The sequence below is a fragment of the Pectobacterium sp. F1-1 genome, from assembly GCF_025643735.1.
GTDB lineage: Bacteria > Pseudomonadota > Gammaproteobacteria > Enterobacterales > Enterobacteriaceae > Pectobacterium > Pectobacterium colocasium.
In genome coordinates this window covers 4,286,651-4,311,540 of the sequence record NZ_CP104733.1, presented here as the reverse complement: position 1 = coordinate 4,311,540, position 24,890 = coordinate 4,286,651, and the positions used below count along the sequence as shown (strand labels likewise).

Here is a 24,890-nt window from a genome sequence, read left to right as displayed (position 1 = left end):
GCTCAGGTTATTAGGGTAATGGTTGGCTATTATCAACCGCGATGTCACGGTCTGCGATAGATATTTGCACATGACCGTTGGTTACCTGAGTATCATAAGCCGCAACAGAATAGGCGCCATCCTCCAGACAGAAGCCATCATAAAGGCGAAAATGCTGTTTTTTCAATGGGCTTGCTACCCAAAGCTCCTCATGATGTTCGGCCAGTATGCCACGGCTTAATACGCTAGCCTGCGCGAACGGATCGATATTGCTGATGGCGTAAACCTGTTCGTCGTTACGCGGCCGGAACACGGCGATTTGCTGCTGTTCGACGAGTGCGCAAACGCCGGTGCCGGGTAGAATGTCGTCTAACTTACATACCGTAGTCCACTGGCTCATGCGTTTTCCTCTTCTGGTTCAATCTGTTGCACAGGAATGCGCTCAACAGGGCGCGCCGGACGATGTTGTTGGCGTTCACTCACCATTTGCACGTTCGGATCACGTGCCGGGCTGTTAATGAAGTGGGCAAAGCGTTTCTGTGCTTCCGTGGCTGCCAGCGTCGCCTGCCATTCACAGACGTAGCCGTCGCGCAGCCGTGCGATATCGGCTTCAAGCTGATCGTTAATGCCCAGTTTGTCTTTCACAATCACGTTGCGCAGATAGTCGATGCCGCCTTCGAGGTTGTCCAGCCAAACGGAGGTACGCTGGAGCTTATCGGCCGTGCGGATATAGAACATCATGAAGCGATCCAGATAGCGGATTAAGGTCTCGCGATCTAAATCGGCTTCCAGCAGGTCGGCGTGGCGCGGTTTCATCCCGCCGTTGCCGCATACATAGAGGTTCCAGCCTTTTTCCGTGGCGATAATCCCCACGTCTTTACCCTGTGCCTCTGCACATTCCCGCGTACAGCCGGAGACGCCAAATTTCATTTTGTGTGGGGTGCGGATGCCTTTGTAGCGGTTTTCCAGCTCGACGCCAAAGCCTACGCTGTCGCCGACGCCAAAGCGGCACCAGGTACTACCAACGCAGGTTTTTGCCATACGCAGCGCCTTGGCGTAAGCGTGGCCGGTTTCAAACCCGGCTTCGATGAGCTGAGCCCATACGTCCGGCAGATCGTCTTTCTGCACGCCAAATAGCGCCATGCGCTGGGAACCGGTCATTTTGGTGTACAGGTTATATTGCTTCGCGATGCGACCGATGGCGATCAGGCCATCTGGCGTGATTTCTCCGCCTGCGGAGCGTGGGATCACGGAGTACGTGCCGTCTTTCTGGATGTTGCCGAGGAAATTATCGTTGGAATCCTGCAGCGGCGTGTGCTGTGGTTTGAGCACGTATTCATTCCAGCAGGAAGCCAGCAGGGATGCCACGGTTGGTTTACAGACCTCGCAGCCATAGCCTGAGCCGTGTTTCTCCAACAGTTGATCGAACGTTTTGATTTTCTCGATTTGGATCAGGTGGTACAGCTCCTGGCGCGAGTAGGCGAAGTGCTCGCACAGGTGATTATTGACTTCAATCCCCTGTTTGCTGAGCTCGGCGTTCAACACCTGTGTAAGCAGTGGGATACAGCCGCCGCAGCCCGTTCCGGCTTTGGTGGTTTCCTTAATCGCTGCAACGGTGTGACAGCCGCCGTTAATCGCTTTGATGATGTCGCCTTTGGAGACGTCAAAGCAGGAGCAGATTTGCGCGCTTTCCGGCAACGCATCGACACCCAGCGTCGGTTTTGCACTGCCAGCGGATGCAGGAAGAATCAGTGCTTCGGGGGAATCCGGCAGCGGGATCTTGTTCAGCATGAATTGCAGCAGGTTGCCGTAGTCCCGCGTGTCGCCGACCAGTACGGCACCGAGCAGCGTTTTATTATCGGCGCTGACGATCAGACGTTTGTAGGTTTCTTTGTTTTCATCCAGCCACATGTAACTGCGAGATCCCGGCGTATGGCCGTGCGCATCGCCAATCCCGCCGACATCGACGCCCATCAGCTTGAGCTTGGCGCTCATGTCGGCACCCTGGAATCGGTTTTCATGCCCTAACAGGTGGTCGACGGCAACCTGCGCCATCTTGTAGCCGGGGGCGACCAGCCCAAATGGCCGGCCCTGCCAGGCGGCACATTCGCCGATAGCGTAGACGTCGGGATCGGAGGTTTGGCACCAGTCGTTAATCGCGATACCGCCGCGTGGGCCGATTTCCAGCGCACACTGGCGCGCCAGTTTGTCCTGTGCGCGGATGCCGGTAGAGAACACGATAAAGTCGACTTCCAGCGTGCTGCCGTCGGCAAACACCATCGTCTTGCGGTTTTCCAGACCGGAATGCTGAATGGCCTGCGTATTCTTGCTGGTGTGCACACGCACACCCATGTTTTCAATCTTGCGTTGCAGCAGGGCGCCGCCCTGTGCATCCAGCTGTTCGGCCATGAGCACCGGAGCGAACTCGATGACGTGTGTTTCCACGCCAAGGTGTTTCAGTGCACCAGCAGCTTCCAGACCTAATAGACCCCCGCCGATTACCGCGCCGCGTTTGCTGCGGCGTGCGCAGTTTTCGATGGCGTTCAGATCTTCAATCGTGCGGTACACGAAACAGTCCTGCCCGTTTGAGCCTTTAATGGCAGGGATCCAAGGGTAGGAGCCGGTTGCCATGATGAGTTTGTCGTAATACACGGTACGACCGGAATTGGAGTGAATGGCTTTTTCACTGCGGTTAATGGTGATGGCGCGTTCACCAAGCAGGACGTTAACGCCATTTTTTTCATAGTAGCCTTCGCGTACTAAAGAAAGCTCCTCTACCGTGTGGTGTGCGAAGTAAGAAGAGAGGTGGACACGATCGTAGGCGACGCGGGGTTCTTCACAAAAAACGGTAATCTCGTAGGTGGATGTCGGGGCCTTATCCAGCAACTCTTCGATAAAACGGTGGCCGACCATCCCGTTACCGATCACAGCGAGTCTGACTTTGTTCATTTTTGCCTCAAAATTGCTTCTTCTGAGGTTACCTTATCGCTCCACGGGGGGCGCTTATTGATGTATATCAAATAGTCTTTTATATACTACTTTATGAGTATCTTCATGATTTTACTTATTTTTTATTAAGTCTTGGTTTTTGTTGGGGTTTTAGCGACTGGCAAAAATGAGACCTATAGCACGCTTTTGGTCAGAAGCCGACTGATTAGCGGCCAATCCGCTATCAGCATAATCGTCCTCCTCGTTAATCATTCGCGCGCCTGTGCTGCTTAAAAATAAAACTAAGGGATTATCCATTTGTTTAATAAGGATATGAAATTTTCTGGTGATAATGCTCACAGCTTTATGTGCGATTGCACAATTATCGGCGACATAATTTCGTCATATGGAAGAAATTGCCTAATGACTAACGGCGTAACAACCTTAATAATTAAAAATAAAACGCCATTTTTTTTTAATTAGCACGCCATTTCTATTCTGTGACATTGATCGACTTATAAGGTCATACCAGGGAGAGGTAGGTGCTTTTTATCTACCCGTCCCAACACCGTCAGTACCGTTATTCTTTAATTATTTAGTCGCAAATCTTGTACATGAGTTGTGTTAAACATCAAGGCAGGTAACAACGTGAAAATAGAATCAATTGATGTCACCGTCTTCACTTATCCCACACGCCGGGTTTCCGACAGTGCGGGTCATTCACACCCAGGGCCTGAAAATCAGGCGAAGATGGCGCTGTTAACCATCACGGCAGATGACGGCCAAAAAGGTTACGCTTTCGCGCCGCCGGAAGTGATCCGTCCTCATATTGTTAATGCGTTCTTCCGCAAAGTGCTGATTGGGCAGAACCCCTTCGACCGTGAACGCCTCTGGCAGGATCTGGTGCATTGGCAACGCGGTAGCGCCAACCAACTGACCGATCGCGCGCTGTCGATTGTGGAATCCGCACTGTGGGATCTGCAAGGCCGCGTGCTGAACATGCCGGTGCACAAACTGCTCGGCGGCTATCGTGAAAAAGTCCCTGCCTACGGCAGCACCATGTGTGGTGATGAGCTGGATGGCGGTTTATCTACCCCAGAGGAATACGGCCAGTTCGCAGAAAAGCTGGTGCAGCGCGGCTATAAAGCCATCAAGTTGCACACCTGGATGCCGCCAGTGTCGTTCGCGCCTAGCCCGAAGATCGACGTGAAAGCCTGTGCCGCAGTACGCGAAGCCGTCGGCCCGGACATCTGCCTGATGCTGGATGGCTACCATTGGTACAGCCGTAGCGATGCGCTGTATATCGGCCGTGAACTGCAAAAGCTTGATTTCACCTGGTTTGAAGAACCGATGGAAGAACAGAGCATGGCGTCCTACAGCTGGCTGACCAAGAGCCTGGATATTGATGTCATTGGGCCGGAAAGTTTGTCAGGCAAATACTTCAGCCGTGCTGACTGGGTTAAAGAAGGTGCATGCGACATTTTACGCGCGGGCGTGCAGGGCGTGGGCGGTCTCTGGCCGTGTATGAAGGTCGCTAGCCTGGCGGAATCCTTCGGTATGGACTGCGAAGTTCACGGTAACGGTGCGCCAAACCTCAACGTCGTTGGGGCGATCAAAAATTGCCGCTGGTATGAACGCGGCCTGCTGCATCCTTTCCTCGATTACGACGAACCTGCTGCGTATCTGAATTCGATTGTCGATCCAATGGATGACGAGGGCTTTGTGCATCTGCCGCAACGTCCGGGGCTGGGAGAAGATATCAATTTTGACTGGATTGAGGAGCATACCCTAAGCAAAGAATAACTTTATATATGAATGGTTTTGTTCGATCTGAAAGATAGCCTTACCTAAAAAATAAAAAGTTGTCGTCTTCCATGCTCCCACACCTGGAGAATAACGATGAAAGCACGAGCAATACTCCGTACCCTGCTGTTAGGTTCACTCTGCATGGCCGCTACGCCGGCCATTCTATCGGCAAAAACGCCTGACGATCAGCTGATTGTCGGGATGAACATGAACAACATGCTCTCACTCGATCCGGCCGCCATGACCGGTAACGAGGTGGTGGGCATTATCGTCAACCTCTATGACTCGCTGGTGGTGCTGGATCCCGCCAACCTGAGTAACATCCAGCCTTCTCTGGCGAAAAGCTGGAGCGTCAGTGATGACGGCAAGGTCATTACCTTCAATCTGGTGGATAACGCCAAATTCCATTCTGGTAACCCCGTAACGGCGCAAGACTTCGCCTGGTCGATGAAGCGTCTGCTTAACCTCAACATGGCGCAGGCGACGACGTGGAAATCCTACGGTTTCACCGCGGAAAACGTGGAGAAAATGATCCGCGCCAAAGACGCTCACACTGTTGAAATCGAACTGCCAAAACCGAACGACCCCAAACTGGTGCTCTACTCGCTGGCGACGCTGGGGAGCGGATCGGTGCTGGATAGCAAAACGGTGATGCAGCATGAGAAAAACGGCGACTGGGGCAACGGCTGGCTGACCACGAATGAAGCCGGTTCCGGCCCGTTTAAGCTGGACGTGTGGCAGGCGAAAGACGTTCTGCGTATCAGTAAGGTTGAGAACAACTGGCAGGGCGACGCGAAAATGCGGCGCGTGATTTTCCGCCACATGACCGAGTCACAGGCGCTGCGCCTGATGATTGAAAAAGGCGATATTGACGTCGCTTCTGGCATGTCGGTGCCGGATATCAATGCGCTGAAACAAGATAAAGACGTGGTGGTTGATGAGGTGAAAAAAGGCACGCTGTACTACGTTGCAATGAGCCTGAAAAATGAATACTTCGCGAAGCCGAAAGTGCGCGAAGCGGTTCGTTACCTGATTGATTACGATGGCATCAATAATACGGTCATGCCCGGCTATGGTTTCTATCATCAGCGCCCCATCCAGAAAGGGATGGATGCGACGTTGCCAGATCCTGGCTACAAGCTTGACGTGCCGCGCGCCAAAGCGCTGCTGGCCGAAGCGGGCTACCCAAATGGATTTGAAACCACGCTGCGTGTTCTGTCCGACCAGCCGTTCCTGAATCTGGCGACATCGGTACAGTCCACGCTGGCACAGGCGGGCATCAAAGCCAAAATCATCTCCGGCACCGGTAATCAGGTTTACGGCGCGATGCGCGATCGTAAATTCGACATGCTGGTCGGCCGTGGCGGTGGCGGCGTCGATCCGCATCCTCACTCCAGCCTGCGTTCTGTTGTCTATAACCCGGATAACAGCGACGAAGCCAAACTGACCAACTTCCAGGGCTGGCGCACCTCTTTCTACGACAAACCGCTGAACGACATGATCGATCAGGCGCTGTTGGAGAAAGATCCTCAGAAACAAAAGCAGATGTATATCAACGTGCAGAATCGTTATGAAGAACTGTTCCCGGCCATTATTCCGGTGTCGCAGATGATCGATTCTGTGGTGTTGCGTAAGGACGTGAAAGGCTATGTGCCGCATCCGTCTTCTACGACGCATCTGCGCGAGGTATACAAGCAGCGCTAGTGTCCACACGTTAAACCGGATGCGTCGCCGACACGTTCCCGGCGATTCATCCCGATCAGATACGTTAAAAAGAGATGACCGCGTGAGTGGCGATTTGCTGTCGCCGCTCGCCGGGATATCAGGAGAAAGAACATGGTTTTCTCTGATTGGATCAAGCCGGGTGGAGTACTGCGTCGTTTGGCAAAGCGTCTGTTTCAGGTGATCGTCACGCTGTTCGGGTTATTAATCCTGACCTTTGTGATTGGCCGCGTGATGCCAATCGATCCCGTTCTGGCTATTGTCGGACAGGATGCCGACCAAAGTACCTATCAACAGGTTTACCAACAGCTGGGGTTGGATAGGCCGCTGTATGTGCAGTTCTTTATTTACTTTAATTCGCTGATGCATGGGGATCTGGGCAATGCGCTCCTGACCGGACGACCGGTGATGGATGACATTATCCGTGTCTTCCCCGCCACCGTTGAGCTGGCGACGATGGCGATTATCGTCGGTGCGGGGCTGGGCGTGCCGCTAGGCGTGCTGGCTGCGGCACGACGCGGTAAGTGGGCGGATTATGTGGTGCGTTTTATCAGCCTGGCCGGTTATTCCACGCCGATATTCTGGGTCGGGATGATGGGGCTGCTGGTGTTCTATGCCTGGCTGAACTGGGTTGGCGGAGCAGGGCGGGTTGATATGGCCTATGACGGTTTGGTGGAAAACCGTACCGGTCTGCTGCTGGTGGATTCGCTACTGGCGGGTGAGTGGGATGTATTCCGCAGCGCGTTGAATCATCTGGTGCTGCCAGCCACGATTCTGGGCTTCCACTCGCTGGCCTATATCAGCCGTATGACGCGCAGCTTCATGCTGGCGCAGCTTTCGCAGGAATACATCATTACCGCTCGCGTGAAAGGGCTGTCTGAGTTCCGTGTCGTCTGGGCGCACGCGTTTCGCAATATCCTGGTTCAGCTTCTGACGGTGGTCGCGCTGGCGTATGGCTCGCTGCTGGAAGGGGCGGTACTGATCGAAACCGTCTTCTCATGGCCGGGCTTTGGTTCCTATCTAACAGGCAGCCTGCTGCTGGGGGATATGAACGCGGTTATGGGGTGTGTGCTGCTGGTCGGGTTGATCTTCGTGACGCTTAACCTGCTGTCGGACATGTTGTATCAAATCTTTGATCCGAGGACGAACGCATGAATATTTCCTCTGAGCCACCGGTCAGTCGTGAATCGGTAATGCGGACACCGCCGGAAAAACGCGTGAGCCGCTTGCGGCTACGTGGGGCACGGATCGCCGGGTTCCTGCTGATGATGTTGCGCAATCCGCTGACCGCGATGGGTTCCGCGATTGTGCTGATGTTGATGCTGGTTGCGATCTTCGCACCGTGGATTGCGACACACGATCCGCTGGCGCAAGACTTGGCCAACGCGTTACAGGCACCGAGTGCCGCACATTATTTTGGCACTGATGAGTTTGGACGCGATGTGTTTAGCCGTCTGGTTTATGGCTCACGCATCACGCTGTATATCGTGGCGCTGGTGTCTGTCACCGTCGGGCCTATTGGGCTGCTGCTGGGCGTGGTGGCGGGCTATTACGGCGGGATTGTCGATACGATCCTGATGCGTATCACCGATATTTTCATCTCTTTCCCCAGCCTGGTGTTGGCGCTGGCGTTCGTTGCGGCGCTTGGCCCTGGTCTGGAGCATGTGGTGATCGCGATTACATTGACGGCCTGGCCGCCGATTGCACGTCTGGCAAGGGCGGAGACGCTGTCGCTGCGTCACGCGGACTTTATTTCTGCTGTGAAGCTGCAAGGGGCATCCTCTATTCGCATCCTGCTACACCACATTGTGCCGCTGTGTCTGCCGTCGGTGATTATCCGTATCACCATGAATATGGCCGGCATCATTCTGACCGCGGCGGGTCTGGGCTTTCTGGGATTGGGGGCGCAGCCGCCCGATCCTGAATGGGGCGCGATGATCTCTGCGGGTCGTCGTTACATGATGGAGTGCTGGTGGTTAGTAACTATTCCGGGGCTGGCGATTTTGATTAACAGCCTGGCGTTCAACTTCCTTGGAGACGGCCTACGTGACATCCTCGATCCCAGAACTGAATAAGTTTTCTCAACGTGCGCCGGGAAGCTCGCCCCTGATGGAAGTGGAAAATCTGCGGGTGAGTTTTGTGAATCGCGGGGCGGTGACTGATGCCGTGCGCGGCGTATCCTTCCGGCTTGGCTGTGAAAAGCTGGCGATTGTCGGTGAATCCGGCTCCGGTAAGTCGACAGTCGGCCGGGCGCTGTTGCAGTTGCATCCGCACAGTGCGCGGATTACGGCGGACAAACTGCGTTTCGGCGATACCGATCTGCTGAAAGCGGATGAGGCGCGGATGCGTCAGATTCGCGGCAAGCGTATCTCCATGATTATGCAAGACCCAAAATACTCGTTGAATCCGGTAGTATGCGTCGGCGATCAGATTGCTGAAGCCTATCTGGCGCACCATAAAGTGTCGCACCGTGAGGCGAAGGAAAAGGTCATGGCGATGCTGGACGTGGTGCGGATTCGTCAGCCAGAGCGCGTCTATCATTTGTATCCTCATGAAATCTCGGGCGGGCAGGGGCAGCGCATCATGATTGCGATGATGCTGATTACGGAACCCGAAATCGTGATTGCCGATGAGCCGACTTCGGCGTTGGATGTGTCTGTGCGCTTGCAGGTGCTGGCAATGCTGGATGATTTGGTGAGCGAGCGCGGTCTGGGGCTGATTTTCATTAGTCACGACATCAATCTGGTACGCAGCTTCTGCGATCGGGTGCTGGTGATGTACGCCGGGCGCGTCGTGGAATCCATTGCCGCTGCCGATCTCGACAACGCACAGCATCCGTACACGCGTGGGTTGCTGAATTCGCTGCCGGATATCGATCATCGCCGTCCGCGTTTGCCGGTGATGAATCGCGATCCTGCCTGGATCAACGGATAAAGGGGACAATCATGGCAACTGAAGCAATGCGTCAACGTAAGCCGATGATCGAAGTGAATAACCTGAATCTCTCTTTTGGTCATGGCAGCGCGAAGAATCAGGTGTTGTATGATGTGAACCTCACCGTCAACGATGGCGATATCTTCGGTCTGGTGGGGGAGTCTGGCTCTGGTAAAACCACGGTGCTGAAGTGTCTGGCCGGGTTATTTAATCATTGGGAAGGCACGCTGCATATTGACGGGAAGCAACTGGCGCACCGGATCGAACAGGCGCGCTGTCGGCAAGTGCAGATGGTGTTCCAGGATCCGTACGGATCGCTGCATCCCCGTCATACCGTGGAAGCCATTCTGGAAGAACCGCTGTCGATCCACCGTTTTGACGATCGTGACGATCGTATCGACAGCCTGCTGGAGAAAGTGGGGCTGGGAACGAACTTCCGTCGTCGCTACCCGCACCAGCTTTCGGGCGGGCAGCGTCAGCGTGTGGCCATTGCCCGTGCGCTGATTCTGGAGCCTAGAGTTCTGCTGCTGGATGAGCCGACGTCGGCGCTGGATGTGTCGGTGCAGGCGGAAATTCTCAACCTGCTTATGGAGTTGCAGCAGCAGGAAAAGCTGACCTACCTGATGGTGACACATGACTTGGGCGTGATTTCCCATTTGTGTCATAAAGTGGCGGTGATGCAGTACGGCAAGATACTGGAAACGCTGGAAACTGACGACCTGACTAGTGATGTGCCGAAGGATGCGTATACCTCAATGCTGGTGGATGCCAGCCGTCAGTACAGCCGCGATCTGGCGGTGCGCTCGGAGCGCATGGGCTAGGTACGTATGGACTCGTCGCGCTGCGCAATAATCATCATGGGGGCCGAGCAATCGGCCCTTTTTTTATCTTACGCGCCGGTTTTCGCTCACAGTTGGTTACGAACAGACTTTTATTCGTAAAAAAAGGTAAATGGGTAGCGTTGAAGGGGGCGGATACTTACAATCATTACGCTTTGTGTAGTCAGCCTCTTCAAAAAGGAATTCTCATGTTCAAACGTACTCTGGTTGCCGCGGCAGCCCTTATTTCACTGACGGCATTCTCTCCGGCCTTTGCGGCTTCCAACGCCACCACGCGTGTGCTGTTGACGACGTCTGCGGGCAATATCGAACTGTCTTTAGATAACCAAAAAGCACCAGTTTCGGTAAAAAATTTCGTCGAGTACGTTAACAATGGTTTTTATAACGGGACGACATTTCACCGTGTCATCCCTGGTTTTATGGTGCAGGGCGGTGGCTTTTCTGGCGAAATGAGCCAAAAAGCGACGAATGCGCCGATCAAAAATGAAGCCGACAACGGCCTGCGTAACCAGCGTGGCACGATCGCGATGGCGCGTACCGCAGAAAAGGATAGCGCCACCAGCCAGTTCTTTATCAACGTTGCAGACAACGCGTTCCTCGATCACGGCCAGCGTGATTTTGGCTACGCCGTGTTCGGTAAAGTGGTAAAGGGGATGGAAGTGGTAGATAAGATCTCTCAGGTACCAACGAATAACGTCGGGCCTTACCAGAATGTGCCGACTACGCCTATCGTGATTCAGTCCGCGAAAGTGCTGCCCTGAGTGGTGAGATAGACAATAGCTGAGAAGACGAAAAGGGCCACTGATGTGGCCCTTTTCGCGTTTTTGACAAAGCTAGCAAGCGGTAGTAATGGATAGATCGTAAAGACGCTGTAAATACTTCCCTGTACGCTCGGCTTGCGCAGATATGAATCTCATTCCTGAGATTCACTCTTTCAGAGCCGTCGCAAGCGACGGTCAAAAACGTTCCTGACGTTTTTGTCCATGGCGCAAACGCTCTACTCTTCTATTATTCCATTACCACCGTTTTACTGCGTAGATATACGTTATTAACGTCTCGACTACCGCGTTATTCCAGCGCTTTTGCCATCTGCTGTAGCCAGGCATCCACACCCGTGCTCGGCACGTTCAACTGACGGTAGGTTGCCGTCGCAACGGGATAGCCGCCAACCTCTTCCTGGCTGTTCACGAAATTGCCTTTCCGCTGTTTGAAATTGTCCACGATACGCTGATCGACAGCATCACGATCTTTGGGGCGTGCGCCTGCGCTTTGTAGCACCTGATTGGTGACGGCGCTGGCGGACGATGCTGTTAAACCTGAAGGCCAAATAGGGGAGACCTTGAGTAAATTAATCCCGCTGCCCCAGATTTGTGGTGCCGCTTTTCCGTTGGCATCGTAAGCGAGGTTGTCTGACATCCAGATATCGCCGGAGCTGTTGCTTCCTACCAATCCTAAACCGGCTTTGGTATTGGCACCGTAGTGCATCACGTTACCCGCAACGGAAACGCGTGGGCTGGCTGGCATGGTTTTCCCTTCCCACTCAGCCTTAACGCCACCAACGCGAATGCCCCAAATGCCGGGGTTGTAGATCAGGTTATTGACCATGACACCCGTTGAGCCAGCCTTGAACCAGGCGTTGCGCTCGTTGTTGTGCGCATACAGGCTGCCAATGATTGACACATCAGTCACGTTATCGTGAACCAGCGTGCCCATCGAGTGGATGCCTTTGGTGTGAGCCGAGTCGTATAAGCCTTCAGCAACAATATTATTTGAAAGTGTGATGCGGTGTGCGGTTCCCTGTGGGCCGTCATAGCGTGGACCGGAAATAGACAGATTTTCGTCTGTCCCCCACGCAAAACTCGAGTGATCGATCACAACGTTGTAGGCATCTTTACCGTTGATTGAAACATCGCGTTCAAAGCCGCTTTTTTTACCCGTACCGGCATCGCCGATGCGAAAACGGATGTGCTGCATGAGCACATCATGAGTGCTAATGCCCATTCCGCCGCGAATGATGGTGATGCCGGGAGAGGGGGCCGTCTGGCCAGCGATGGTGACAAACGGCTCCGTTAACCGGAGGTCGCTTTTATTCAGATCGATAATCCCGCCAACCTCAAAAACAATAATGCGTGGCCCTTTAGCGGCCAGGGCTTCCCGAAGTGAACCAGCTCCAGAAGAGGCCAGCGTTGTGACGCGAATAATACGCCCACCGCTACCTGCAACGGTATCGGTTCCGAATCCTTTCAACTCTGGTGCTGCCGGTGTGGCGGCGCTAGCCATCGGTACGGCAACACTGAATACTAAGCCAGCGCTGAACAGTGCGGCGAACAGAAGAGAACGTTTCATTTCATTTCCTTGAATAGTAACGATAAAAATGAGCGAGCCCTAAGGGCTCGCTTAAGTGCGGCCTGAACGATTAATCGACGGTCGTTAAACTCGCTTGCAGGCTCCTGCTAGCACAGGACAATGAGGGGCGGAGCCTGAAGTTCGCTTTACACTTATCAACTAGTTACAACTTGCTGCCGTCAGGACAGCAAGGTTTTTGCCCACACCAGCATAGTTCGCCAGTTTATCCTTCACGCACTGTGGAGAAACGGTAGAGTAGCTGTAAGGAAGAGAAGGGAACGTGCCAGTGCTCTTCCAGTCTTCAGCATTCACGTAGGGCTTGGAATCTTTATCCCAGGTGATGTTGTATTTCGCGAAGTCAGCAGGGCTCATAACGTTGTTATTACGCAGATCCCAGGTACCAAAATTGGATCCGTCGTAACGTGAGGTCACCGGGTTTTTCGCATTTTCGAACCAGTTACGTTCGATCAGCGCAATCCCATTCTGACGCACGTTCAGGCCAGAACTGGTGATGCCTGTATACAGGTTGTTGTAGGCGTGAACTTTACCGCCACGTTGCAGTGGGAGGCGAGCGTTAACGTCGTCGTAAATATTGTGATGGTAAGTCAGGTCACGGCCCGTATCGCTGCTGCTGAAGCCGCTCAGGCCCACTTTTTTGATGCCGTGAATGTAGTTGTACGACACGGTGACGTTGGTTGAGGCTTTCTTGATATCAATCGCAGATTCGAATGTCGTGTCACCGTCTTTTGTTCCCGCGCATTCAAAATTTTTCGCGAAGATCTCGTTGTGGTCAATCCAGACGTTCGGGGTGTCATCGATACGAATGGCATCACCGTCCTGCGCGCCGCCCGGCATGTAGCCAAAACGCATATTACGGATGACGACATCGGATGATTTAACCAGCCAAATTCCGAAGTTGGCGGAAGACCCATTAGTTCCGATAATGGTAATCCCTTTGGTAAACTCCTTGATTTCCACACCGCGTGCGTCTTTCTTCCACTGACCGCAGATATCGTTCTCTGCGGCTTTAATCAGCGCGTCTTCATTACCGTTATAGGTGATGACGAGTGGGTAAGCGCCCCCTTTGACTTTCTTACCATTGGAATCCAGCTTCGCGGCTTCGATGATATCAATGATGTCTTGCATGGAACGTGCAGTTTTTTTCACGGCACCGGCAACGTCACCACCATCAGTGGTAGCGTAACCGCCCGTATTTGCCGCCATCGTCGGTTGGGCTGCAAGTAATAACAGCCCAGCGGCTGCAGAAGGCAGTAGGTATTTCATTAAGGTACTCTCCTTGGAATTGAATTTTTTTGGGTATAAATGATCCACATAACCCAGATTATATTATCGGGATGTTTCAATAAAAATGAAATCAAGGTTTATTGAAATCCCAATTAAGTGTTACCATAAAAATAAAATAATTCAATATTTAGATATTAAATCTATCGGGTGAATAACACCGACAATGTTGGTTATTAATAAGTTTCTATTTTAAATGAAAATATTTTTTTCATTTTTTCTAAAATAATGATATGAGGTTTTTTTATGAAAAATAAAATTACATTTCGTTTTATTATTCTGTGATAAGGCGGTTTTGATAGAAGCGATAACTGTGAGCGATATCAATAAATAAGTAAATTTTCCTCATTGAGATGACCGTGTCAAAAAATATTTGATGCCGATCAAATTATTAATTAATCGCGTGTTGATGAGTTACTATTCTTTTTATTATTTAATCCTTGGTTAATGAATGGTTTTTTCGTTAATTTATCAGACTATTAATTAATTTTTTAAATAGTTAGCTTGATCTTTAATTCATCGCTTTAAGAAATGTGCATCCACGCTCATGTGTCGGTTCCCATAAAAAACGAGCGAACGCTTAGCGCTCGCTCGGGTAGAGTCGAGTCTCTTCATGAAGAGACGCCGCTGCGGGAAGTTCAGGCTGATGACTTCCTGTCATTCATATGACGGGAAAAGCCTGACCGCTTTTATTTACAGTTAGCTGCAGTCAGTACCGCCAGATTCTTACCTACGCCTGCATAGTTTGCCAGTTTATCCTTCACGCACTGTGCAGAAACTGGGGTGTATTTATAAGAGATGGAAGGGAATTTTCCGGTGCTTTTCCAGTCATCCGCATTAATATGCGGAGAGGAAGGCTTACCCCACGTTATGTTGTATTTAGAAAAATCTGCCGGTTTGGTGATGTTGTTGTTGCGCAACTCCCAGGTACCGAAGTTGGAGCTGTCGTTACGTGCTGTCACCGGATTAAGCGCATTTTCAAACCAGTTGCTTTCGATCAGCGCGATCCCTTTCTGGCGGACGTTAAAGCCTGAACCCGTGATGCCGTCATACAGGTTGTTGTACGCATGAACCAGCCCGCCACGCTGTAGCGGCAGACGTGAGTTAACATCACGATAAATATTGTGATGATAAGTTAGGTTACGACCCGTATCCGAATTGCTTGCACCACTCAGACCCACTTTTTTAATGCCGTGGATGTAGTTGTAGGATACCGTGACGTTAGTTGACCCTTTCTTGATATCGACGGCCGATTCAAAAGTGGTGTCATCGTCTGGCGTGCCTTTACACTCAAAGTTTTTGGCAAAGATCTCATTGTGGTCAATCCAGACGTTCGGCGAGTTATCAATACGAATGGCATCGCCGTCTTGCGCGCCGCCCGGCATATAGCCAAAACGCATATTACGTACGACAACGTTGGATGAATTGATAATCCAGATACCGAAGTTGGCGGATGAGCCATTGGTGCCCTGAATGGTGATCCCTTTGGTAAACTCTTTGACTTCTACGCCGCGCGCGTCCTTACTCCACTGACCGCAGATATTTTTTTCGGCCGCTTTGATTAGCGAGTCTTCATTACCGTTATAGGTGATGATAAGCGGATACGCGCCGCCTTTGACTTTTTGGCCTTTTGAATCCACTTTTGCGGCTTCAATGATATCCACAATCTCTTTCAGAGAACGTGCAGTCTTTTTTACGGCACCGGAAACGTCTCCACCATCCGTGGTGGCATAACCGCCCGTATTTGCGGCCATGGCTGGCTGAGCAGCGAAAAGTAACAATCCGGCTGCTGCCGTAGGCAATAGATATTTCATTATAACTGTCTCCTTGGAATATAATTTCATGGGCATTTATTGCTCCGTATGCCCGATGTAACAGGTACAAATTTTTCAACAAAAATGAATCTCAATCTTGATGAAAAACCAAGGGGAGTGTGGTCAAAAAATAAGATCAGTTCAAGGGTGAAATGTTAAATGTATCAGGGTTGAAACATTTTGTAATGCTGATGGTTTAATAATCGAGGATTTATAAGAAACATCATTCTTTTAAAAGAATAGAAAATCAGTAGGTTATGTTTAGGGTTGACGATAATTTCATTCTGGTTTCGTTATTTATTAGCTTTTGGTTGGCGATTTTTCTGGTGATGATTGTTACAACTCACGTAAAAACTCATCTTAAGTCAAAATATACTATCACACGTGTGCTCAATATTATTTATGTTATGCGTTAATTTTATGTTGAATTTTAGTTTGTTAAAAAATAATTATTATTAATTGCTATATAGCGCACTTTACGCAATAGGAAAATAGATCTTATTGACCATAATTTATGATTGTCGGAATGGTGGTGAGTATGAAGTCTGTTTCTTTGACGGCTGCATTGGCAACTTTGCACAGGTTCCTTAAAACATGAGCGAGCCTGAATGGCTCGCTCAGAGAGAACCCGGTACAGAGTGAATGAGCCGGGTTTATTGTGCTTATTTACAGTTAGCGGCAGTCAGTACAGCCAGGTTTTTACCTACGCCAGCGTAGCTTGCCAGTTTATCCTTCACGCACTGTGGGGAAACTGGGGAGTAGCTATACGGGAGAGCAGGGAATTTGCCCGTGCTTTTCCAGTCATCCGCATTGATGTGTGGTGTGGATGGTTTACCCCAGGTGATGTTGTATTTAGCAAAATCAGATGGGCTGGTAATGTTGTTGTTACGCAGTTCCCAGGTACCGAAGTTGGAGTCATCATTACGTGCGGTCACTGGGTTGAGCGCATTTTCGAACCAGTTGCTTTCGATCAGTGCAATCCCTTTCTGACGAACGTTAAAGCCTGAACTTTTGATGCCATCATACAGGTTGTTGTACGCGTGAACCTGGCCACCACGTTGCAGCGGCAGACGTGAGTTAACATCGCTATAAATATTGTGATGGTAAGTCAGGTTACGACCCGTATCCGTGTTGCTGGAACCGCTCAGACCCACTTTTTTCACGCCATGGATATAGTTGTAGGATACCGTGACGTTGGTTGAGGCTTTCTTGATATCGACAGCTGACTCAAAAGTCGTATCGTTGTCTGGTGTACCGGCGCATTCGAAGTTCTTAGCGAAGATCTCGTTGTGATCGATCCAGACGTTCGGCGAGTTATCAATACGGATAGCATCACCATCTTTTGCGCCACCCGGCATGTAGCCGAAGCGCATGTTACGCACGACAACGTTGGAAGAGTTGACAATCCAGATACCGAAGTTAGCGGAAGAACCGTTGGTCCCGAGGATGGTGATCCCCTTGGTGAACTCTTTGATTTCCACACCGCGTGGATCTTTGCTCCACTGGCCGCAGATGTTAGCTTCGGCGGCTTTGATTAGCGCATCTTCATTGCCGTTGTAGGTAATAATGAGCGGGTAGGCTCCCCCTTTGACCTCTTTACCGCTTGAGTCTTTTTTCGCAGCCTCAATGATATCGACGATCTCTTGCAGAGAACGCGCCGTCTTTTTCACTGCACCGGAAATGTCGCCGCCGTCCGTGGTGGCATAACCTCCCGTATTTGCCGCCATTGTAGGTTGGGCAGCAAGCAGCAACAGCCCAGCGGCTGCAGAAGGCAGTAGGTATTTCATTGTGTACTCTCCTTGACATAGATTTTTTTGGGTATTTATCACTACACACCCTGTGTAATAAAAAGGCTGTTTCAACAAAAATGAAATTAAGGTTTGTCTATAAAGCCGAGATAAGTGTTAACAGAAAAAATAAACAATACAAGATGGGGCGTTAAATATATTAGTTAAATAAAATAGGACAACTTAGCGGATTTGTGGTTATTACTTTTAAATGGAAACTAATTTCTATTTAAACGCTTTAAATTCAATACATTGTGTTTTTTACGCTCATTTTTTCAATATGGATTCTTTATTTTTACCCAGTCTTCATGTGGGATTTATTCACTCGGTAGGCAACTGTGATCGCCATCAAAAATAAACATCGATGATAAAAAAATCCTATCGTTTTTTCATGCCAGATGAAAAAACTTAATTAATTCATAAGGAATTTTTGGTTATTATTTTTTTGTTAAAAATGATTTCAAAGAAATCATTTTCTATAGAGATGAATAATAAATATTACCTATTAATAAAGATGTTTATTACAAGAGTAAATTACTTATAAACTACGTGATTATTATCGTGCTATTTTTATTAGATCGCGATGGGGCGCCTTCTGTCTTTGCTGGCGACAACGGTTGGGTGCCTGACACGAATTTCATGTATGTTAGTACGGCTTTTCTGACTACCTGTATAATAACTATGCTGCTAATTATCTATAACTGTCATTGACGTCCATTGGCGTTTGTTACGCTCCACTTCATAGTTTTATTTCATTAAATTACAGTGAATTATCGTTCATTAGTGGATCAAGTAGTCCATTGTTATCCATGAAAATAGCGGGTATCTTTGCGGGTATCGTTTATCTGATACCCGCAATCCTAGGCCGCTGACTGATGCTAAAATTCGTAGTACCAAATCGACCAACAAACCGATAAAGCTGGCTGATGGCGGTGGCCTGTATCTGGAGGTTCGTCCATCCGGTTCAAAACTGTGGCGCTACCGATACCGTATTGCAGGAAAAGAAAACGTATTTGCTCTGGGAGAGTATCCAACACTGAGCCTTGCTGAAGCCCGCGCAGAGCATGATAAAGCGAGAGCTTTAGTCAAACAGGCGGTACATCCAGTACATCAGCGCCAGCTAGAACGCATGGCAAACCACAGTGCAAATGCGAATACCTTCGAAGCCGTTGCGCGTGAATGGATCGATAAAAAGTCACCAGACTGGACACCGTACTACTTACGGCAGGTAGAACGCTTCTTTGCTGCCGATGTATTCCCTGCCATTGGTAAGTTGCCGCTAAAAAGTGTTAAAGCGGCTCACCTGCTTGAGATCATTAAACGTATTGAAGGGCGAGGGGCAGAGACGGTTGCTCTGCTGGTCAGGCAATGGTCATCTGCAATATTTCGTTACGCAGTAGCAACGCTTCGAGCAGATAACGATCCGGCGGCTGCGCTCAAAGGCGCGATACGCCGCCCTAAAGTTGAGCATCATAAACCCCTGTCTCGTACTGAAATTGCGGATTTCATGCAGGCACTGAATCGCTATGGTGGCTATCGAACCACGGTGATTGCCCTAAAATTGATGTTACTGACGTTTGTCAGAACCGTTGAGCTTCGCAAAGCAGAATGGAATGAATTTGATTTGGATGGAGCCGAGTGGCGAATCCCTGCAGGAAGAATGAAGATGCGAGAAGAGCATATCGTCCCGTTATCAACGCAGGCGATTGTTCTGTTACGAGAACTACAAACATATACTGGCGGACGTGGATGGTTGTTTCCGAATTATCGGAACCCGCAGGATTGTATGACGGCGACCACTCTTAACCGTGCGCTTGAGCGTATGGGATTTAATGGCAAGGACAGCATCGGTTTTTCTGCGCACGGCTTTCGCGCTACCGCATCAACTATTTTAAATGAAATGGGATACCGCCCAGATGTGATCGAACGCCAGCTTGCTCATACTGAACGTAACAAGGTACGGGCAAGTTACAACCGTGCGGAGTATCTGGATGAACGGCGTAAGATGATGCAAGTGTGGGCGGATTTTGTTGGTAATTTATTATAGTTCTGGGTTGGAATACGGAGTTTTTGGCCTTGTCGCTGAGTTTGGTAGAGGGCATTTCGTCAAGTCATGAGGTTAAGTTGTAGGTGCCATAAAATTTAAAAATACCAGAAATAAAATAATATATTCGAATTGAATATTTATTATTGATTAGCGTTGTAAACATTTTTTATTAATTCAGTATGCATGATAATGGTTAATTATTGTGATTATTGTGATTATTGTGGTTATTGTGATTATTGTGATTATTGTGATTATTGTGATTATTGTGATTATTGTGATTATTGTGATTATTGTGATTATTGTGATTATTGTGATTATTGTGATTATTGTGATTATTGTGATTATTGTGATTATTGTGATTATTGTGATTATTGTGATTATTGAGTGTTTTTTTTAAAGTCTATTTTTTTGCATTTCTCTCTAAATGTGATTTGTGTCACATTTTTTAATGTGTCGACTCAATACTATGCTGACCGAAATATCACAGATTGCTGATATATATGTGCACAATAAATTAACTTTCATTAAAAAGGAGGAATGATATGCATAGTTCAATGGGAAATAACTAATTAATAATGGGGGAGGCGGATGCCTCCCCATTAATAGAGAAGTAATATGGAGATTATACTTTGAATAAGTATGTTTTAGGTAAATATGTAATTGCACAAGAACTTCGAGATGGAAATTATCTCGGTCTTGGTTCAAAACAAGTGAAAATAAAATCAGAAGAACAATGGAAATGTATCATTTCTCTTGCAGCTAAAGCTATTGAACCTATTGAATTATCAGAATTAGAGAAAATAGATATAGTTAGTGAGATACCTGGGACATTGCAGTATTTAATAGAAAATAATTTTATAGTTGAATCATGCGAAGTATCAATGACTAGTCGATACAGCCGCACTTATTATTATTATCAAAGTCTTGGGTTAAATGTAGAACAAGCTGAAAAAAATATGAGAAACTCTACTGTTACTGTATTAGGGTGTGGAGGTATTGGTAACCATATAAGTGCAGCCCTTGTTAGTAATGGTGTAGGTCATGTTAATCTCGTTGATGGGGATTACATTGAGCTTTCTAATTTGACACGTCAGATATTGTTTGATGAACACAATGTAGGATGCAGGAAAGTTGAAATTCTTGCCAAAAGACTAAAAGAAAGAAACTCTGAATGTAATATTAATTCTATAGATCTTTATATAAAAGATGAAAACGATCTAGATAAGTTACCAAAAAGTGACTTAATCATTCTATCTGCTGATTCAGAAGATATTGTAACAGTGGTTAATAAATACTGCATCAAGAATAAGGTACCCTATATTAACGTATGTTACATGAATGATATTGCTGTATGGGGACCTTTTGTTATACCAGGGAAAACAGGATGCCATGCATGTGGTTGTGAAAGGTTAAGCTTGAGTGCAAAAAGCAGTGGTGACAATTCTGCAATATTGAAATGTATAAATAATCGTTTTAAATCAGCAACTTTTCCTCCGGTAAATGCAACCGCATCAGCGTTAGCTACGGCAGATATAATCCGATATCTTGCAGGTTCCGAGGCCATATCAACAATAAACAGAAGAATCGGCTTACACGATTATACGCTAAAAGTGGAAGAACAAGATTTTTCTATAAATAAGAATTGTAAAGTATGTCAAAATCTCTAATTATCGTTAATGGCGTAGGAATATCATTTGGTTGCGTGAGAATGTTAATTGGAGCATTCTCCGTTATTTTTCTTTTAAGTAAGGGGCTGACTTTACCAGAGATTGGTTGGTTGAAGGCCTTTCAAGGATTTGTTCTCGTCTTTATAGATATACCTCTTTCACATTTCTCTGATCGATATAGTAGGAAGTTTTCAATCTGTTTAAGCATCCTGACCGCATCACTGTGGCTTGCTGTTACAGGCATTGGTACAACATTTATTCATTTTTTGATAGCTGAATTATTCAATGCTATATCACTTGGGTTAATGTCTGGAACATTTGCATCTTATTTATATGATAAGTCAAAACTATATGATAATGATATAACCTCCATAAGTATATTTTCAAAGTATCAGAAATATAATTTTTTATTTATGGCGTTTTTTTCTATTTTAGGGGTGGTTGTTTATGAGAGGGTAGAAGGTGCTGTATGGTTTATTTCCGCACTATTGATGATGCTGGTTTTTGGTCTGTCTCTTTTTCTTCCTCCTGACCGACATAATCTTAACTCTTTTGAAGGCGGTTTTTTTTCTATTCTAAAAAAAATAATCTCTTTATTTTTTATGAAAGAAAGTTGTCTTACATATTATTTGTATCTTAATTTATTGCTTTCTATATCGTTACAAATATTGATACAGTACTGGCAGGTGTTAATAATTAATAATGAACATTATGTTGACGGGAAGTTGATTTATGGTGTGGCGTTTTTTTTCATTCTTCTTTCTCAATCAGTGGCAGGTTTAGTGGTTGAGAAATTCGGTAATAAAAGAGGAACTAATATTTCTATAATATTATCTTTAACTCTTTCAACTATAAGTACAGTTATATTTAGTTCAATAGTATGGGTTTCAATTTTTTCAATGTGTATGCTATTTTTCATAGCTTCACTACTTTCAAGTATCAGTACTGCGAAACTTATTGAAAATAGCCCTGAAGGTTTTAGATCAACTATTATGTCATCTGCGGCGGTATTTTCAAAAATATTGATGTTTGTATTTATGCCTCTTTCTGCATTCTTTATTTCTAAAATAGGTATTAATTTTAACTTGCTAATGTGCGCGTTTTTAGCAGCTTTATTTCTCGCAGCCTATAAATTTTATAGGAATGAATAATAATTTATTTTAAGCACTGCTTATCTTATCCGTTAGGAGGCTTTATTTCCTCATTGATGCTGGATCAATGTGCTAAATAATCTCAAAATAGTAGGTTTATTGAGGGAAACTCAGCCGATCAGGGTGATTGCCAGAGATCACAAATCGACCACTTAGCTGAGTATGTCGATAATAGCATTCATCTTTGATGAAGAGTGATAGCCGAATCCTAACTCATTGCAGGTATACTAATCAAACCAACACCTTCAACCCATGCTTCTGCACCACGGTAAGCAGTTTCAGTGATAACCCGCTGGGGCGTTTTACGCCGCTTTCCCATTTCTGCACGGTTGAAACACTGGTATTCAGGTAACGGGCAAAAACCGGTTGGCTGACGTTCAGCTTCTCACGCAGCGCCTTGATTTCAATAGGCTGAAGATCGTCCACGCTGTTGAGGCACGCTTTATCAAAGTTGCGCATAGTTTCCTGAGGGATTGCGTCAACGCTGAATAATCCAGAAGCCGCGCTATGGATAGCCTCAAATGCAGGACTTTTGGATTTACTTTTTGCGGTCATGGCAAATCTCCACCCGTTCTTTACTCTTGATCACCGCCTCAATAGCTTCACACAACTCGCTATCCTTAATGGCGTGGGATTTAGCCGCCTTAGTGAACCATTTGGTTTTGAATACACGCATCAGGCCGACATCCTGTAACCTTAACTATAGCACTTGGTGCTAGATTACTCCCTTTTCTGGCAGAGTCAAAGTGCTTGAAACTTGCAAAGCTCTGTCGTATTTTTGACCATGAAAACTTGCTGTCGATGACAGCCACCAATGTTTCCAGTATCGGGATGATACGAGTGACCTGTGAGAAACGCCTTCGGGTGGTCACACTGCCAAAGTCATAAGGAATAGAGCGTGGTCTGAGACTGACGCCTTCGGGCGACCACAAACACTTCCGTAGCCTGCAAGGAAGAACACGCTCAGTTGCGTGTGGTAAATCTGCCAGCCTTTGAAAGCAGATATCACTGGGTAGTTTGAACGCCGTTGCGAGCGTGGTGATGAAGGTCCGTTTTGACTACTTTACTTCAAGCCCAACATTGCCGTGGGCTTACTATACCCAGCCAGAGAGCGGCTTCCATGCCGTAGGAGACTGGCCGTAGCTGCAACGTTTATCGTTGTGGTGATTTCACTTCATAGGCGGCTTAAACAGCGCTTATCCTCGTAAGTTCGCGTTATCACGCGGCTTCGATTTTACTCGTCTCAATGATTTGCGTCTGCGCGTGTGAACGTGCTGGCTGCGCGTTGCTATGCCTTCAGGCATCTGCTACGCGCCTGCCGGCAACGTCTGCACTGGCGTCACTTTTTCCGTGTCAACGGATGAAAGTGACGCCGCAGCCGAAGACCCCATCAGCCCCTGAGACATGCACCTCAACTACTGCGTCATGAATCTGACACACCCGTTTGTGCCGGACTGATCGCTTTTTTTACAGGAGATTGAACCGATACCGAGGCAGGCCTAACCGCCTGAGAGGAAATCCTGCAACCGCAGGCGGCCGCACCGAGTGCCTAGCCGACACCTCCCAAGACCTCAACTGCTGTTCGCTCTGGCGCACAGGTATCGTTCAAGGCAGGTCAATTGCGATTGTTTCTGCCCTTTCCCATGCGCCAGAGAAAAGCATCCAGTTGAATTATGAGAGGTAAGTTGCATGAGTAAATTAAGTCGTGAAATGACCACGCTGGCGAAACAGGCTGGCGGGAGCTACAAGACGGTTCATGATCGTATCCGCATCATGGACAGGCTGTGCCGTCACCTTCTGGCGCTGAATATTCAGGTGCGTGACGTTAAGTATCTCAAAGCCAGACATATCGAAAGTTATGTCTGCGAGCGCCTGTCACAGCGGATTGCCCTTCGTACCCTGCACAACGAAATGGCGGCGCTACGCACGGTGTTTAAGCAGGGAGGACGGGAAAAGCTCGCCGTTTCTGATCGCCTGACCAACAACGCGTTGGGGCTGAGTGGCGCAAGCCGTGCCGGGACAAAATTCGCTATCCCGGACGAACACTATCAGGCTGTTCTGCTCGCGGCGCAGCAGCGTGATAAAGGGCTGGCCTGCGCACTTCAGCTTGCCCGATTGCTGGGGCTGCGCTCTCAGGAAGCGGTGCAGTGCGCCAGTTCGCTGAAGACATGGGAAAAGCAGCTTGAGTGCCATCAACAGATGCTGACCGTGGTGTTTGGCACCAAAGGCGGCAGGCCACGCGAAACCCGGATTATCGATCGCGAAGCGATTCAACGGGCAGTAAAAGAAGCGCTAAAGGTGGCCGAAGCGCGTAACGGCAGGTTGATCGATAAACCCGACCTGAAAACCGCTATGAATTTCTGGCGCACGCAGACCACCCGCTTAGGGCTGACCGGCCACTACTCCCCACACAGCCTGCGCTACGCATGGGCGCAGGATGCCATACGTTATTACCTGTCACAGGGCTTTTCCCGCAGTGAAGCCAGAGCATTAACCTCTATGGATCTCGGCCACGGTGATGGTCGTGGACGCTATGTCGAGCGGGTTTACACCCGGAAGGAGGATTGA

At 48.4% G+C, this 24,890-nt stretch carries 19 protein-coding genes and 2 pseudogenes; 13 read left to right on the top strand and 8 right to left on the bottom strand.

Translation table 11 applies throughout. From position 1 onward, the window contains the following. Positions 1 to 10: 10 nt before the first annotated feature. Positions 11 to 379 (bottom strand): nitrite reductase small subunit NirD, encoded by a 369-nt coding sequence (gene nirD, locus NAL19_RS19375; RefSeq protein ID WP_263058182.1) that lies wholly within the window; start codon positions 377 to 379, stop codon positions 11 to 13. After that, on the bottom strand, positions 376 to 2,928 hold the full coding sequence (gene nirB / locus NAL19_RS19370) for a nitrite reductase large subunit NirB (RefSeq protein WP_263058181.1): 2,553 nt from the start codon (positions 2,926 to 2,928) through the stop codon (positions 376 to 378). The genes nirD and nirB overlap by 4 nt, the downstream gene beginning before the upstream one ends. 627 nt (positions 2,929 to 3,555) lie before the next feature. Between nirB and NAL19_RS19365 the strand changes: the two genes are divergently transcribed. From NAL19_RS19365 to ppiA, 7 genes are all read left to right on the top strand, one after another. Then, a complete protein-coding gene (locus NAL19_RS19365; protein WP_263058180.1) occupies positions 3,556 to 4,710 on the top strand; it encodes a mandelate racemase family protein in 1,155 nt (384 codons plus the stop codon). Positions 4,711 to 4,806: 96 nt separating this feature from the next. Beyond that, positions 4,807 to 6,417, top strand: a complete 1,611-nt coding sequence (locus NAL19_RS19360; RefSeq protein WP_263058179.1) for an ABC transporter substrate-binding protein — start codon at positions 4,807 to 4,809, stop codon at positions 6,415 to 6,417. Positions 6,418 to 6,549: 132 nt separating this feature from the next. After that, complete coding sequence (locus NAL19_RS19355; RefSeq protein ID WP_225086011.1) at positions 6,550 to 7,590, top strand: ABC transporter permease; 1,041 nt, start codon at positions 6,550 to 6,552, stop codon at positions 7,588 to 7,590. A 38-nt stretch (positions 7,591 to 7,628) separates the two neighbouring features. Further along, a complete protein-coding gene (locus NAL19_RS19350; RefSeq protein ID WP_263059756.1) occupies positions 7,629 to 8,510 on the top strand; it encodes an ABC transporter permease in 882 nt (293 codons plus the stop codon). Further along, complete coding sequence (locus tag NAL19_RS19345) at positions 8,482 to 9,369, top strand: ABC transporter ATP-binding protein (RefSeq protein WP_411561407.1); 888 nt, start codon at positions 8,482 to 8,484, stop codon at positions 9,367 to 9,369. The genes NAL19_RS19350 and NAL19_RS19345 overlap by 29 nt, the downstream gene beginning before the upstream one ends. A gap of 44 nt (positions 9,370 to 9,413) precedes the next feature. Continuing rightward, on the top strand, positions 9,414 to 10,190 hold the full coding sequence (locus NAL19_RS19340; RefSeq protein WP_263059755.1) for an ABC transporter ATP-binding protein: 777 nt from the start codon (positions 9,414 to 9,416) through the stop codon (positions 10,188 to 10,190). A gap of 206 nt (positions 10,191 to 10,396) precedes the next feature. Next, positions 10,397 to 10,969, top strand: a complete 573-nt coding sequence (gene ppiA, locus NAL19_RS19335; RefSeq protein ID WP_263058178.1) for a peptidylprolyl isomerase A — start codon at positions 10,397 to 10,399, stop codon at positions 10,967 to 10,969. Between the two features lie 307 nt (positions 10,970 to 11,276). Here the strand turns inward: ppiA and pelZ are convergent, their stop codons facing one another. From pelZ to pelA, 4 genes are all read right to left on the bottom strand, one after another. After that, positions 11,277 to 12,554: a pectate lyase PelZ gene (pelZ, locus tag NAL19_RS19330; RefSeq protein WP_263058177.1), complete on the bottom strand. Its 1,278-nt coding sequence runs from the start codon at positions 12,552 to 12,554 to the stop codon at positions 11,277 to 11,279. A gap of 159 nt (positions 12,555 to 12,713) precedes the next feature. Next, positions 12,714 to 13,838, bottom strand: a complete 1,125-nt coding sequence (gene pelC, locus NAL19_RS19325) for a pectate lyase PelC (RefSeq protein ID WP_263058176.1) — start codon at positions 13,836 to 13,838, stop codon at positions 12,714 to 12,716. A 707-nt stretch (positions 13,839 to 14,545) separates the two neighbouring features. Next, positions 14,546 to 15,670, bottom strand: coding sequence for a pectate lyase PelB (pelB, locus tag NAL19_RS19320; RefSeq protein ID WP_225086007.1), 1,125 nt, complete (start codon positions 15,668 to 15,670; stop codon positions 14,546 to 14,548). Between the two features lie 662 nt (positions 15,671 to 16,332). After that, positions 16,333 to 17,457 (bottom strand): pectate lyase PelA, encoded by a 1,125-nt coding sequence (pelA, locus tag NAL19_RS19315; RefSeq protein WP_263058175.1) that lies wholly within the window; start codon positions 17,455 to 17,457, stop codon positions 16,333 to 16,335. A gap of 799 nt (positions 17,458 to 18,256) precedes the next feature. Here pelA and NAL19_RS19310 point away from each other — a divergent pair. The 5 genes and pseudogenes from NAL19_RS19310 to NAL19_RS19290 all read left to right on the top strand — a co-directional run. Next, positions 18,257 to 18,565 (top strand): annotated as a pseudogene (locus NAL19_RS19310) (Arm DNA-binding domain-containing protein); the annotation flags it as partial. A gap of 21 nt (positions 18,566 to 18,586) precedes the next feature. Beyond that, entirely contained in the window at positions 18,587 to 19,504 is a 918-nt protein-coding gene (locus tag NAL19_RS19305) for a tyrosine-type recombinase/integrase (protein WP_263058174.1), read from the top strand. Between the two features lie 202 nt (positions 19,505 to 19,706). After that, positions 19,707 to 19,901: a hypothetical protein gene (locus NAL19_RS19300; protein WP_263058173.1), complete on the top strand. Its 195-nt coding sequence runs from the start codon at positions 19,707 to 19,709 to the stop codon at positions 19,899 to 19,901. Positions 19,902 to 20,133: 232 nt separating this feature from the next. Beyond that, on the top strand, positions 20,134 to 21,171 hold the full coding sequence (locus NAL19_RS19295) for a ThiF family adenylyltransferase (protein WP_263058172.1): 1,038 nt from the start codon (positions 20,134 to 20,136) through the stop codon (positions 21,169 to 21,171). Beyond that, positions 21,156 to 22,322 (top strand): MFS transporter, encoded by a 1,167-nt coding sequence (locus NAL19_RS19290; RefSeq protein WP_263058171.1) that lies wholly within the window; start codon positions 21,156 to 21,158, stop codon positions 22,320 to 22,322. The genes NAL19_RS19295 and NAL19_RS19290 overlap by 16 nt, the downstream gene beginning before the upstream one ends. A gap of 231 nt (positions 22,323 to 22,553) precedes the next feature. Here the strand turns inward: NAL19_RS19290 and NAL19_RS19285 are convergent, their stop codons facing one another. Next, on the bottom strand, positions 22,554 to 22,877 hold the full coding sequence (locus NAL19_RS19285) for a helix-turn-helix domain-containing protein (protein ID WP_263058170.1): 324 nt from the start codon (positions 22,875 to 22,877) through the stop codon (positions 22,554 to 22,556). Positions 22,878 to 22,896: 19 nt separating this feature from the next. Further along, positions 22,897 to 22,998 (bottom strand): annotated as a pseudogene (locus NAL19_RS19280) (type II toxin-antitoxin system RelE/ParE family toxin); the annotation flags it as partial. A 1,013-nt stretch (positions 22,999 to 24,011) separates the two neighbouring features. Here NAL19_RS19280 and NAL19_RS19275 point away from each other — a divergent pair. Beyond that, complete coding sequence (locus NAL19_RS19275) at positions 24,012 to 24,890, top strand: integrase domain-containing protein (RefSeq protein WP_263058169.1); 879 nt, start codon at positions 24,012 to 24,014, stop codon at positions 24,888 to 24,890.